Here is an 11,617-nt window from a genome sequence, read left to right as displayed (position 1 = left end):
CCGCCTGGCTGCCCCGGCTGATCAGGGAGAGCTGGCGGAGGGCGGGCAGGGGGCTGGGCCATCTCCTCCAGTGCCTGGCCGTTCTCAGCCTCGTCCTGGACGAACAGATCATGCGGCTGGACCTGGACATCGGGCCACAGACGCTGGCGACGGCGGGGCTGCTGGCCCTGGCATGGCGGGTCTGCGTCGCCTGCCGTGACTCCGGCGTCGAGTTCGACCTGGGACGGTGGCACATCAGCCTGCGACGGCTGTTCCAGCCGCTGGCGGCGCTCGGCGCCTTCGGCCTCGTCCTGTACGTCGTCGACAACCCCGAGATCCGCCCACTGCTCGCCGACGAGGACAACCCCCTGCGCATGGCCGTCTTCATGGTGGGCCTGGCGCTCGTCGGAGTGGGGCGGTGGGAGCCGAGGCTCGAGGAACCGGAGCTGGTCACCCGCTGCCGCAACCACCTCTACCGGCTGCAGACCATCCAGATGTCCGGCAACACCTTCAACGCCACCGGCCCCGCCCAGGTCCTGACGCTCGGCGGCTCCCACGCGACGTCCGTCACCACCGTCCCGCCCACCTATCCCGAACTCGTCGACAGCTTCCGCGACCTGCTGACGCAGATCGCCTGGGCGCTCCACCTGCGGAACGCGGGGCGGGCGCGCGACGCGAGCAGGACCGTGGTCATCGCCATCGACGAGGTCGACCGCCTGGGCTCCGACACCGAGGCCCTGGCCTTCCTCGGCGAGATCAAGGCCGTCCTCGGCGTCCCGTACGTCTACTACCTCATCTCCGTGGCCGAGGACGTCGGGGCCACCTTCGTCCGCCGCGGCCTGCCCCACCGGGGCGTCACCGACAGCTCCCTGGACGACATCGTCCACGTCCAGCCCAGCACCCTCGAAGAGTCGAGGACCCTCCTCGCCGTACGCACCGACCGGCTCACCGAGCCCTACGTCAGGCTCGCCCACGCCCTGTCCGGCGGCATCCTGCGCGACCTCATGCGCTACGGCATCCAGATCAGCGAGATGCAGGAGAAGTCGCAGAGCCACGAACTCACCGACATCTCACGCCACTTGGTCCTGGAGGAGCTCTCCGAGACGCTCGCCGGATTCAGGACCCTGCTGAGCAAACACCAGTGGACGCCGGAGACCCGTACGATCCTCAGCCGGTTCGGCACGCTCGTCACCTGCCTGAACGACCCCGAACCCTGCCCCTGCACCCAGGCGAAACTGCAGACCACCCTGGAAGAGTTCGCCTTCGGCGGCGCCGACGACGACCTTCAGTCCGCTCTCGCCGGACAGCTGACGACAGAGGCCGTCCAGCTGATCGACGAGGCCTCCGCGTACGCCTACTTCTCCTTGACGCTGCTCGACATCTTCGCCGCCAGGCACTTCTCGCAGCGGGCCACGGACGCCGCCGTGCGGGGCGAGGGCGGCGAACCGGAGCGCCTCGCCCAGGCGCGGCAGGAACTCGGCATATCGGCCTACAGCGCGCGACCGCTCATCGACACCATCCGCGTGGCCTGGTCACTGCCCCTGGCCACCGCCGACAGCCGCCGCATCCCCCGCCAGAGCCCGTGCACGATGCACGCCCGCCAGGTTCCGCACCTGCCGGGGGCCCCGACGAGATGACGCGGAGCGGGCACATCGGCATTCGCCGCGCCCCGGCCCCCTCTCAGAGCCTGTGTCATGACACAGGCTCTCAGCCGAACCGCAGGATGCGCGGCGCGAACGTGCCCTCGGGCCCCGCCGCACGGCCGACCGCCCACACCGCCTCCGTGCCCGGCACCGCCGCCAGTTGCAGCACCGAGGAGTCGCCCTCCCCGGCCACCGCCGGTTCGTCGTACCCGGTGAACGCCTGCCCGTCCCAGGCAAGGAAGTCAGGACCGGGGACGAGCGGAGGGTAGGTGCCCGGCGGGCCCCACTTCTGCGAGCGCGCCACCGAGACCCAGCCCAGCTTGCCGGAGGCCGAAGGCGCCAGTGAGGTGATCGCGCCGAAGTTCGTGGGCACGGGCACCCGGCTCCACGTCTCGCCGTCCCACCGCATCAGCAGCGGCGGAATCGGCTTGCCCGGCGGGCCGCCGATGAACCCGGCCGTGCCGCCCGCCCACACCTCCGTCGGCGAGGTCGCGAGCACCGTGCCCACGCCCGCGCGCGGGAACCCGTCCACGATCGTCTGCTGCCACGCCTTGCCGTCCCAGTGCGACACGGCCGCACCCGAGTCGCCGGTCCCCGCGGCCCAGACGTCGTCGGCCGCCAGGATGTGCAGGCCGTACACGAGCCCCGGCGGCACCGGCAGATCCCGCCAGCCGCCGCCGTCCCGGCGCAGCAGCACCTGCGCGCCGTCCCGCGAACCGATCAGCCAGGTCTCGCCGCCGCCGGCGACGGCCTTGGTCAGCACGACACCGCGCGGCGCCCGGCTCTCGTGCCAGGCGGTGCCGTCGAAGCGGAGCAGACGCGCGCCGCCCGCCGCGTCGCGGCCGACCGCCCAGGCCGCCGTCGTCGAGGTCGCCGCGATGGACAGCAGCTCGCCCTGCCAGTCGACCCCGGGCAGCCCCTGGCGCTGCCACGCGGTGCCGTTCCAGCGCAGCATCAGCGGGAACCCCGGCGCCTCGCGGCCGACGGCGTCGGCGCCCACCGCCCACGCCCGGTCGGGACCGAACGCCACGGCCTCGTTCAGCCCGGCCTGCGGGCGCACCTGCGCCGGAACCGGAACGTGCCGCCAGGATCCGGGTTCCGCCGCGGCCGAGGACATGACGGCCACGACGGTCAAAAGGACGGCGAGGGCCGCGACGAGCAGTCGGCGTGTCATGGGCGGGCTCCCGTCCGCTCGCTCATCAGGTTCGGTTTGGAGCCGTAGATCTCGACGGTCCCGAAGGACAGCAGCGCGGACCCCGCCCTCGCCAGCGCAGCCGGTTTCACGTCGATCGCGTTCGTGCGCTCCGGGCCGTAGGAGTAGGAGACGCGACGGCCGTCCACCCGTGCGTACTTGGACTGGAACGCGCGATCGCTGCGCACCGGCAGCCACAGCGCACGGTCCGGGCCGCGCACCATCGCGGCGGTGTAGGTGTCACCCAGCGGTGGGTACGTGGTGCGCCAGGCGTGCCCGTTCCACGACATCACATAGGTGCGGCCCACGCCGTCGGTGTACTGGCTGCCGCCGATGGTCATCCGGCCGTCCGCTTCGAGCAGCATCGTGTGTACGTTGCTGTTCGTCGGCAGCGGCACCTTCGCGTCCCGCCACGCCGTGCCGTCCCAGTGCAGGACGGCGGTTCCGTTGCTGGTGTCCGCCCAGGCCCAGGCATCGGTGGCCGTGCGCGCGGTGATCCCCATCAGGAACAGCACACCGTCCGGGGTGGACTGCGCGGTCCAGGTGGAACCGTCGTAACGCAGCACCTTCAGCCCGGTGCTGTCCTCACCGACGACCCACGCGGCACCCGGTACCGCGGTGAAGTCCTGGTACGTCCACAGGGTCCGGGGCAGCGGGACGGTGCTCCATCCGGCCGCCGACCGGCGCAGGATTTCCCCCGCACCGCTGCGAGTCCGGAAGATCCACGTTTCCTCGCCGACGAACTGCACCTTGCCGAGCCGCCCCGGTTCATCGCTGCCGGGGAACGTCGTGTCCCGGCTCCACGCCGTGCCGTCCCATCGGTGGAGCAACGGCCGTGACCCGTCGGCGCCCTGTTCGGTCCCGGTCGCCCATGCCTCGTCCGGCCCGCGCGCGGCGAGATCGGAGACGTTCGCGGGCGGAGCGGCAGCAGGCACCGACAGCGCCGACCAACTCGCCTCCACGGTCGGCGAGACGGCCGCAGCCGGTGCCACGAGCGCAGCCGGTGCCACGACCGCGGCACACGCGATGACGACACCGATGACGACCGTACGGAGACCATGCACGGGACCCCCCAGGGCGCGAAGGTCGCACAGCCTATTGGCATGCACACGCCCGCGCATAGACGGCATTCGGCCGTCGGGGACCTTCCCCCGTTCGCGTACCGCCGCCGTCAGCTCCGGCACGCCGACACTCCGCCAACGAGTGAATGGAGCCGGACCAGGGGCGTTGCCGAATGTACTGGCCCTTTCTGGCAACTGACGTTCCGTACTGGAGTGACATGCGTACCCGTAATCTCCCCCTCGCCCTGAGCCTCGCCGCCGCCGCACTGGCCGGCAGCGCGGGATCGGCCGCCGCCATCGGCGACGACGCCGGCACCACCTCGCTCAGCGGCAACGGCGCCGACCAGGCGTTCGGCAACAGCTCCACCCACGGGGACCTCAGCCCGCAGGCGCGTCTCGTCGACGGCTCGCTGAACAAGCTCTGCGCGGGCGTCCCCGTCAAGGCGAACGTGGGCTCCCTCGTCGGCATCCTCGTGCCGGTGGCCGTCCAGGACATCCCGGTCCTCTCGGCGCCGCAGAACCAGCAGTGCGCCGAGAACTCCACCCAGGCCAAGGGCGACGAGCCGCTGTCGCACCTCGTCAGCGACATCCCGGCCCTGTCCGGCAACGGCGTGAACAACCACTGATATCGGCTGATATCGGTGTGCTCCTCGGGCCGGGCATTCGCCCGGCCCGAGGTGTGTCCGGGGCGTCGCATCGGATCCGGGAAAAGAACCCCCTGCCGCCCGTGACCCGTGACCTCCCAAGGAGTGGCGCGTTCCCCAGTGGACCATCGCAAGGCAAGGAGCGGTACCGAAGTGGAAGCCACTGATCGTGTCACGGTTCTCTTGAAAAAGAACTTCGGGGTCCGTCTCGACGACGTGTCCCCCGACGCCCCGCTGTACCAGCTGTCCATCGACTCCCTCGCGCTGGAGGAACTCCTCCTGCTGATCGAGGACGAGTGCGCCATCGACATGGCCGACATGACTCTGACGTCGCGCGACACGGTCGCCGCCCTGATGTCCGTCGTACGCCAGAAGGCAGCGGCGGCATGACGGCTGCGACGCGCGAACCCGCCGCGGCCGTCGTGACGGGGCTCGGCCTGGTGACCGCCGCGGGCATCGGCGTGAAGGACGCCTGGAGCCGGGTCACCAGCGCCACCGTCCCGCGCGGAGTGCGGCGGCCGACCTCGTTGCAGGATCTGCCCTGCGACTTCATGTACACCATCGACGACCTCGACGTCGACGCCGTCCTCGGCGTGGCCAGCCACCGGCTCATGGACCGCTTCGCCCAACTGGCCGTCGTCGCCGCCCGGGAGGCCGTGGCGGACGCGGGACTCGGCCCCGACGTCTGGGACAGCACCCGTGTCGCGGTGGTCGTCGGCTCGGCCCACGGCGGCCTCACCTTCTACGACGAGCAGCAGGCCGTGCTCACCGAGCGCGGCCCGCGCCGGGTGTCCCCGAGGATGGCGCCGCTGACCGTCGTCAACGGGGCCGCGGGCAGCGTCGCACGCGACCTCGGCGCCCGCGGGCCCAGCCTCGCGGTGGCCACCGCCTGCTCCTCCGGCACCGACGCGATCGGCACCGCGCTCCAGCTGCTGCGCACCGGGGCCTGCGACATCGCCGTCACCGGCGGGGCGGAGTCCATGTGTTCCCGGGCGGTCTTCGCCGGAACGTGCAACGCAAAAGCGCTGTCCACCCGCACCACGGACCCCGCCGGGGCCTGTCGTCCGTTCGACGTCGACCGGGACGGGTTCGTCGTGGGGGAGGGGGCCGGGGTGCTGGTGCTGGAGCGTGCGGAACACGCGCGGGCCCGCGGCGCCAAGTCCCGCGCCACCGTGCGCGGGTACGGTGCGGCCACCTCCAGCGAGGCCTCCTCGCCCGTCGCCCCGAGCGAAGCGGGCATCGAGCTGGCGCTGCGTGCCGCGCTGGCGGACGCCGGTGCGGCCCCGCGCGACGTCGGGCACGTCAACGCGCACGGCACGTCCACCGTCATGAACGACCTGGTGGAAGCCGCCGTGCTCCATCGGGTCCTGGGCGAGGGCCCGTTGGTGACGTCCACCAAGTCCATGACCGGGCACACGCTGGGCGCCGCCGGTGGCATCGAGGCCGCCTTCACCGTCCTCGCCCTGGAGGAGCAGCTGGTGCCGGCCACGGTGAACCTCCGGACGCAGGATCCACGGGTACCCGTCGAGGTGGTGGCCGAGACCGCCAGGACGGCCCGCCTCGACTGCGCGGTGAGCACCTCGCTCGGCTTCGGCGGGCACAACTCCGTACTCGTCCTCGCTCGCGACTGAACCGGGAAGAAGCATGATCCAGGAACACATCCGCACGGTGGACGTGCACGGGGTGTCGTACACCTACCGACTGATGCAGCAGTCGGCCCCCACCACGGAGCCGGTCATCGTGCTGGGCGGAGTGCTCGAGGGCATGTACGACTGGGCGTATCTGGAAGAGGCCGTCCTGCCGAGGGCGAGCCTGGTCACCGTGGATCTGCCCGGGCTGGAGCCCGCCGCGTTCCAAGGTGTCGATCAGGACGGCCTCGACACCCTCTGCACGGGACTCGAGGGCATCGTCGACGACCTCGGCGCCGCCCGCGTCAATCTCTACGGCTACTCCCTGGGCGCGGCCGTCACGTTGCAGTACGCGCAGCGCCGCCCCGAGCGCGTCGAGCGGCTGCTCATCGGGGGCGTCCCCGGGCAGGTCACCAAGGAGCTCACGACCCATCTGCGGAACGCCGTCGACCGGGCGAGGAACGGCGATGCGAACGGCTTCGCCGAGCTGATGGCCGACGGCCTGCTGTGTCTCGACGAGAGCCACCACGTCTACCGCCGCGACCTGACCCGTGGCTACCTGCGGCGCTTCATGCGCAACGCGGCCCGCGTGCCGCGCAAGGTGGACCTGCTGGCGACCGCCCTGACGACTCGGCGCCGCCCGCTGAGGGACGGCCTGTCAGGTGTTCCCACGATGGTCTTCAGCGGTGAGCACGACCACCTCCACCCCCGTGAGCGGCTGCAGGCCTTCGCCGCGACGATCGAGGGCAGCCGGTTCGTGACGTTCCCCGACTGCGACCACATGCTGCCGCTGCAGCGCCCCGAAGCCGTGACCTCCCTGGTGGCCTCCTTCCTGCTGGACGCACCGACCGCTGACGTCCGGTAGCGGTCGAGGGGCACCTCCCACCGGCGCTGTTCCTAGAATGGCCAGGTGGAGGACATCGACGCGATCGCGGTACTGCAGGATCCGGTGCGGCGTCGCCTGTACGAGTACGTGGCGAAGCAGGGCCGCGAGGTCGGCCGCAACGAAGCCGCCGAGGCGGCCGGAGTGGCACGCACGCTCGCCGCGCACCATCTGGACAAGCTGGTGGCGGCCGGGCTGCTGGAGAGCGGCAGCCGCCGTCTGACGGGCCGTTCGGGACCGGGGGCGGGCCGCCCCGCCAAGGTGTACACGCGGTCGTCGGCCGAGCGGTCGGTGTCGCTGCCCGCCCGCGACTACCGCACCGCCGCCGAACTGCTCGCCGAGGCTGCCGAGGAGGCCGGTCTGGACGCCGGGCTCTGCGCCGCCGCGCGCCGCCGGGGCGAGGCACTGCGCGGATCGACGGCGCCCTGCGACGACCTCGACGAGGCCGCGGAGATGCTGGCCGCGCGCGGCTACGAACCGCACATCGAAGGCGCCGAGGAGACGAGCGGGGCGCCGGACCGCGTCGTCCGCATGCGCAACTGCCCCTTCCACGCGGTCGCGGAGCGTTTCCCGCCGCTCGTCTGCGGCATGAACCTCGCACTGCTGGAGGGGCTCCTCGGAGCGGACGGGCCGGTCCGCGCCCGGATGGACGCGCGGCCGGGGGAGTGCTGCGTCGTCCTGGAGGTTTCTAAAAACAATAATGATTGACATAGAAAAGCGGCGCGTGCTGGGATGAGGCCATGACCTCACCCGCGCCTGCCGCCGCGCATCTCGCCGAGTTCAACCTCGCCAAGCTCCGTCACCCGCTGACCGACCCGCGCATCGCGCCGTTCGTCGAACTGCTCGACCCGGTCAACGCGGCCGCCGACGGCGCACCAGGATTCGTGTGGCGGCTCGTGGAGGAGGGGGAGCCCGACGCCACTGCGCTGCGCCCCGCGGGAGAGGACGTCATCGTCACCATGTCCGTGTGGGAAACCCCGGAGGCCCTCTGGGAGTTCACCTACCGCAGTGGGCACTTGGAGGCGATGCGGCGTCGGCGCGAATGGTTCGAGCGGCACGTCGAGGCGTACCTGGTGCTGTGGTGGGTGCCCGCCGGACATCTCCCGACGGTGGACGAGGGTATGGAGAGGCTGGCTGACCTGCAGGCGAACGGGCCCTCACCGCGCGCGTTCACCTTCACCTCCTCCTACACCGCGGCCGAGGCCGCCGAACACCGGCAGGCCGTCCCGACCCCATAGCGCCTGGCGGTTCAGGCGATCCCGGATCCGGCGATACCGGACGTAATGTCAAGGCCCGGGAAAATCCCGGCAGTTGCGAGGGTGCGGCTGCCACGCTCGACCCATGGTCAAGGGGACGAGTGCGCTGGGCCCGGTGAGCCGCGCCCTGCCGGAGGCGGCGGCGCGAGCGGGGACCGTGGCGGAGCTGGGCAGCGTACTCTCGCAGCAGCTCGGCCGGGTCCTGCCGCACGACGGATATCTGCTCTCCGGGTTCGACCCCGTCACGGGTGCGCGGTGCTTCCTGGCCTGCGAGAACAACTACAGCAGCGCCGCCCGGCGCCGGATGGACCGGGCGAACGCCCTCGGCAGGACCCGCAGGCCCGTCGCCGACCTCCTCCACGGCCCCTGCCCGGCCGTCGTGCTCGGCGCGGGCGCGCAGGACCCGGGCCCCGAGACGCTCCGCCTCCACGACATCATGGCCGCCGACGACTACGGCAGCGAGCTGTGCATCGCCCTGTCCCGACGCGGCGTCGCCCGGGGCGCGTTGGTGCTGCTCCGCGAGCGGGGCTCCAGGCCGTTCTCACCGGAGGAGACCGTCTGCGCCGCCGAGCTCGCACAGCCGCTCGCCTCGGCCGTGACGCGGTACGTGACGGACAAGCCGTTGCGGCCCCGGCAGATCCACCTGCCGCCGGCCATCGTCGTCATCAACAAGAACAACGAGATCGCCGGGGCCACGTCGGCGGGGCGCCACGCGCTGCGCGGGATCCTGCCCGGCGTCTACCCCGCCGCCGACCAGGAGCTGTTCAGCTTCATCTGGCACATCACCTACACCGTCCGCCGCACCGGAATGCCCGCGATCACCCGCGCCCCCACCCCGCTGGGATGGTTCTCGTTGCAGGCGCACCCGCTCGACGGCGCGATGTCCGGCGACGTCGTGGTCACGCTGCAGCCCGCCCCGCCCGCCGAACTGCTGCCCGCGCTCGCCCAGTGGTACGGCATCACCGCCAGGGAACGGATGGTCATCGAGGGAGCGCTGCAGGGGCAGGCCGCCAAACAGATCGCCCGCCGACTGGACCTGTCACCGCACACGGTGAACGACCACTTCAAGGCGGTCTACCGCAAGACCGGCGTGACCAGCAGGGAGGAACTCATCGCCTGCCTGTGAGGTCGGTGGGAGCGGTAGGTTGTCCGCCATGTCCGAACCGATGTCCGTCGCCTGGCCACCTGCGCCCATGAGGACCGGACGGCTCGTGCTCCGCGAGTCCGAGAGCCGGGACCGTGCGGCGTTCATCGAGCTGTTCACCTCACCGGAGGTGGGCGCGTACCTCGGCGGTCCTCGACCGCGTGCGGCCTGCGAGCGCGAGCTGCCCGAGGCGCCCGGGAGGCGCCCGGGCCTCTTCGTCATCGAGCTCGACGGGGCGATGATCGGCACCGTCGAACTCAACCGGCGCGACCCCGAGCGCCGAAGCCGGATCCGTCCGGACGCGGGGGAGGCCGAACTCGGCTATCTGCTCCTGCCGGAGGCATGGGGGCACGGGTATGCCACCGAGGCGTGCACGGCGGTGCTCCACTGGTACGCCGACGCGCAGCCCGGCGAACCGGTGGTGCTCTGCACCCAGACCGCCAACGAACGCTCGATGCGCCTCGCTGCGAAGCTCGGCTTCACCGAGGTGCAACGGTACGAGGCGTGGGGCGCCCAACAGTGGATGGGGGTGTGGTCCCCGGTCGCGCCATCCGTCAGCCGGCACCTGCCAGCAGCCACGCCAGGACCGTGACGCCGAAGCAGACCGGTGCCAGGACAAGGAGGGCCAGCAGCGGCAGATCGTCGATGAGGCCTTCGCGGATCCTGCGGCCGGGCTTGAGGCGTCGGTGCGGGCGGGCGAGTTCCGCCCGGAGGTCGAGGCGTTCGGCGGCGCGGTCCGACACGACCACCTCCGCGCCCGGCGGGCGCTTGAGGAGGGCGTGGCGCACGAGCGTGTCGACGGTCTCGTCGCTGCCCGCCAGCTTGTCCAGGACGAGCCGCACGCCGTGCGCGTCGGTCAGGACCAGCCGGTCGTCGGTCCGGGTCTGGATCGGCACCTCGAGACGGCCGACCTTGGTGAGCCGGGCGAGATCCACCGTGCGCCGACCGGTGAGGGTGCGGGCGGAGAGCAGGCCGCCGTCGTCCGTACGGGCGTGCCACCCCATGGGGGCGTATGCGGCCACGAGACAGCTGACGAGCGGCGCGAACAGGTTGAGCAGGAGCAACTGGTCACTGACCATGTCCCGCCTCACCAGCACCACCGGGATCACGAACACGAGCAGCGGCGTCAGCAGGGCGACGAGGTCGGCGGCCCATCGCGCGGTACGCCCCTGACCCGCTGACACCGAAGTGCCCTCGGGGGAGGGCGCGGCATTCGCGCGCGTCCCGGTCGTTCTGTTCGTCACGGCCGCCACGCTATCGCGCCCTCGCAGCCCCTCTCCGGAGGCGGCCGGCTCACGTCGGCATGGCGTCCGACTCGACGTAGATCACCAGCGTCTGCTCCGGCCGCCCGGCCACGTGGAACGCGGTGTAGGCGTACGTGATCACACCGCGCCCCGGCGGCCTCAGCCGCTTGTGCCCGCCCCTGCGCTGCTCGACGTCGAACCGTGGCCACCACGCCCGCACTTCGGGGCTGCCGTCGTGGAGTTCCGCCACGAGCCGTGCGTACCGAGGATCTCCAGGGTGCGCACCGGCGAGCGTGCGTACCCGGGCGAGGAGGCCCTGCGCCTCGCGTTCCCAGTCGACCAGGATCTCCCTGGCCTCGGGTTCCAGAAAGACCCAGCGCGCGAAGTTGGGCGGCCGGTCCGAGCCCGTGCTCAGGCGCGGGAACACCTCGTCGGTGGCCGGGTTGCGGCTGAGTACGTCGTAAGTGCCGTCGATGACGTACGCGGGATGCGGCTGGAGCAGCAGCGGGACGGCCGCGACCTCGGCCGCGAGGGATTCCGGCTCCCGCGCTCCGGCCGTGGGAGCGCGTCCGGCGAGCCTGAGCAGGTGGTCGTGCTCGTGCGGGGCCAGGCGCAGAGCGTCGGCGAGCGCGTCGAGGACCTGGTCGGAGACCCGGATGTCCCGCCCCTGTTCGAGATACGTGTACCAAGTGGCGCTCATCCCGGCGAGCAGGGCCAGCTCCTCCCGCCGCAGGCCCGGCGTGCGGCGCCGCCGCGTCGACGGCAGGCCCACCTCGCGGGGCGTGATCCGCTCCCTGCGGCTGCGCAGGAACGCACCCAGCTCGCTGCGCCGCTCCTGTGTCTCTGCCATGACTACCACCTTTGATTCCAGAATAAGTCGGCTCTGGATGCCAGGTTAAGCACGTTCCAGACTGGCGGTGAACGGGGTCGAAGACCAGCACGA

At 71.8% G+C, this 11,617-nt stretch carries 12 protein-coding genes and 1 pseudogene; 9 read left to right on the top strand and 4 right to left on the bottom strand.

Annotated features, from left to right (window positions below; genetic code table 11):
• A pseudogene (locus tag AOK03_RS21495) lies at positions 1-1,616 on the top strand (KAP family NTPase); the annotation flags it as partial.
• Positions 1,617-1,686: 70 nt separating this feature from the next.
• Here AOK03_RS21495 and AOK03_RS21490 read toward each other — a convergent pair.
• Positions 1,687-2,796 carry a hypothetical protein gene (locus tag AOK03_RS21490; RefSeq protein ID WP_055566940.1) on the bottom strand — a complete coding sequence of 370 codons (1,110 nt, stop codon included), beginning with the start codon at positions 2,794-2,796 and terminating at the stop codon, positions 1,687-1,689.
• Positions 2,793-3,878 carry a hypothetical protein gene (locus AOK03_RS21485; protein ID WP_055566939.1) on the bottom strand — a complete coding sequence of 362 codons (1,086 nt, stop codon included), beginning with the start codon at positions 3,876-3,878 and terminating at the stop codon, positions 2,793-2,795. Before AOK03_RS21485 ends, AOK03_RS21490 begins: the two co-directional genes overlap by 4 nt.
• Before the next feature lie 215 nt (positions 3,879-4,093).
• On the opposite strand from AOK03_RS21485, the gene AOK03_RS21480 reads away from it, so the two are divergent.
• The 8 genes from AOK03_RS21480 (at position 4,094) to AOK03_RS21445 (ending at position 10,022) form a co-directional block, all read left to right on the top strand.
• Positions 4,094-4,501 (top strand): rodlin, encoded by a 408-nt coding sequence (locus tag AOK03_RS21480; RefSeq protein ID WP_055566938.1) that lies wholly within the window; start codon positions 4,094-4,096, stop codon positions 4,499-4,501.
• Between the two features lie 201 nt (positions 4,502-4,702).
• Positions 4,703-4,909, top strand: coding sequence for a phosphopantetheine-binding protein (locus AOK03_RS21475; protein WP_244177687.1), 207 nt, complete (start codon positions 4,703-4,705; stop codon positions 4,907-4,909).
• Positions 4,906-6,150, top strand: a complete 1,245-nt coding sequence (locus AOK03_RS21470; RefSeq protein ID WP_055566936.1) for a beta-ketoacyl-[acyl-carrier-protein] synthase family protein — start codon at positions 4,906-4,908, stop codon at positions 6,148-6,150. The genes AOK03_RS21475 and AOK03_RS21470 overlap by 4 nt, the downstream gene beginning before the upstream one ends.
• Before the next feature lie 13 nt (positions 6,151-6,163).
• Positions 6,164-7,012 carry an alpha/beta fold hydrolase gene (locus AOK03_RS21465; RefSeq protein WP_055566935.1) on the top strand — a complete coding sequence of 283 codons (849 nt, stop codon included), beginning with the start codon at positions 6,164-6,166 and terminating at the stop codon, positions 7,010-7,012.
• Between the two features lie 45 nt (positions 7,013-7,057).
• The gene (locus AOK03_RS21460) at positions 7,058-7,738 is read left to right on the top strand and encodes a helix-turn-helix transcriptional regulator (RefSeq protein ID WP_055566934.1); all 681 of its coding nucleotides are present in this window, start codon (positions 7,058-7,060) and stop codon (positions 7,736-7,738) included.
• 32 nt (positions 7,739-7,770) lie between these two features.
• Positions 7,771-8,268 carry a DUF3291 domain-containing protein gene (locus AOK03_RS21455; protein ID WP_055566933.1) on the top strand — a complete coding sequence of 166 codons (498 nt, stop codon included), beginning with the start codon at positions 7,771-7,773 and terminating at the stop codon, positions 8,266-8,268.
• 103 nt (positions 8,269-8,371) lie between these two features.
• The gene (locus AOK03_RS44160) at positions 8,372-9,412 is read left to right on the top strand and encodes a helix-turn-helix transcriptional regulator (protein WP_244177686.1); all 1,041 of its coding nucleotides are present in this window, start codon (positions 8,372-8,374) and stop codon (positions 9,410-9,412) included.
• Positions 9,413-9,440: 28 nt separating this feature from the next.
• On the top strand, positions 9,441-10,022 hold the full coding sequence (locus AOK03_RS21445) for a GNAT family N-acetyltransferase (RefSeq protein WP_055566932.1): 582 nt from the start codon (positions 9,441-9,443) through the stop codon (positions 10,020-10,022).
• Here the strand turns inward: AOK03_RS21445 and AOK03_RS21440 are convergent.
• Positions 9,985-10,674 carry a hypothetical protein gene (locus AOK03_RS21440; RefSeq protein ID WP_157869033.1) on the bottom strand — a complete coding sequence of 230 codons (690 nt, stop codon included), beginning with the start codon at positions 10,672-10,674 and terminating at the stop codon, positions 9,985-9,987. The genes AOK03_RS21445 and AOK03_RS21440 overlap by 38 nt on opposite strands.
• Positions 10,675-10,723: 49 nt before the next feature.
• On the bottom strand, positions 10,724-11,524 hold the full coding sequence (locus AOK03_RS21435) for a helix-turn-helix transcriptional regulator (protein WP_055566930.1): 801 nt from the start codon (positions 11,522-11,524) through the stop codon (positions 10,724-10,726).
• Positions 11,525-11,617: the final 93 nt, after the last annotated feature.

The sequence above is a fragment of the Streptomyces atriruber genome, from assembly GCF_001418325.1.
Lineage (GTDB): Bacteria > Actinomycetota > Actinomycetes > Streptomycetales > Streptomycetaceae > Streptomyces > Streptomyces atriruber.
This window is presented reverse-complemented; position numbering and strand designations above follow the sequence as displayed.

Excerpts from the sequence above, each read along its gene's own strand:
- AOK03_RS21470 (WP_055566936.1), top strand. The coding sequence starts at position 4,906 with ATGACGGCTGCGACGCGCGAACCCGCCGCGGCCGTCGTGACGGGGCTC.
- AOK03_RS21455 (WP_055566933.1), top strand. The coding sequence starts at position 7,771 with ATGACCTCACCCGCGCCTGCCGCCGCGCATCTCGCCGAGTTCAACCTC.
- AOK03_RS21435 (WP_055566930.1), bottom strand. The coding sequence starts at position 11,524 with ATGGCAGAGACACAGGAGCGGCGCAGCGAGCTGGGTGCGTTCCTGCGC.
- AOK03_RS21445 (WP_055566932.1), top strand. The coding sequence starts at position 9,441 with ATGTCCGAACCGATGTCCGTCGCCTGGCCACCTGCGCCCATGAGGACC.
- AOK03_RS44160 (WP_244177686.1), top strand. The coding sequence starts at position 8,372 with ATGGTCAAGGGGACGAGTGCGCTGGGCCCGGTGAGCCGCGCCCTGCCG.
- AOK03_RS21490 (WP_055566940.1), bottom strand. The coding sequence starts at position 2,796 with ATGACACGCCGACTGCTCGTCGCGGCCCTCGCCGTCCTTTTGACCGTC.
- AOK03_RS21480 (WP_055566938.1), top strand. The coding sequence starts at position 4,094 with ATGCGTACCCGTAATCTCCCCCTCGCCCTGAGCCTCGCCGCCGCCGCA.
- AOK03_RS21465 (WP_055566935.1), top strand. The coding sequence starts at position 6,164 with ATGATCCAGGAACACATCCGCACGGTGGACGTGCACGGGGTGTCGTAC.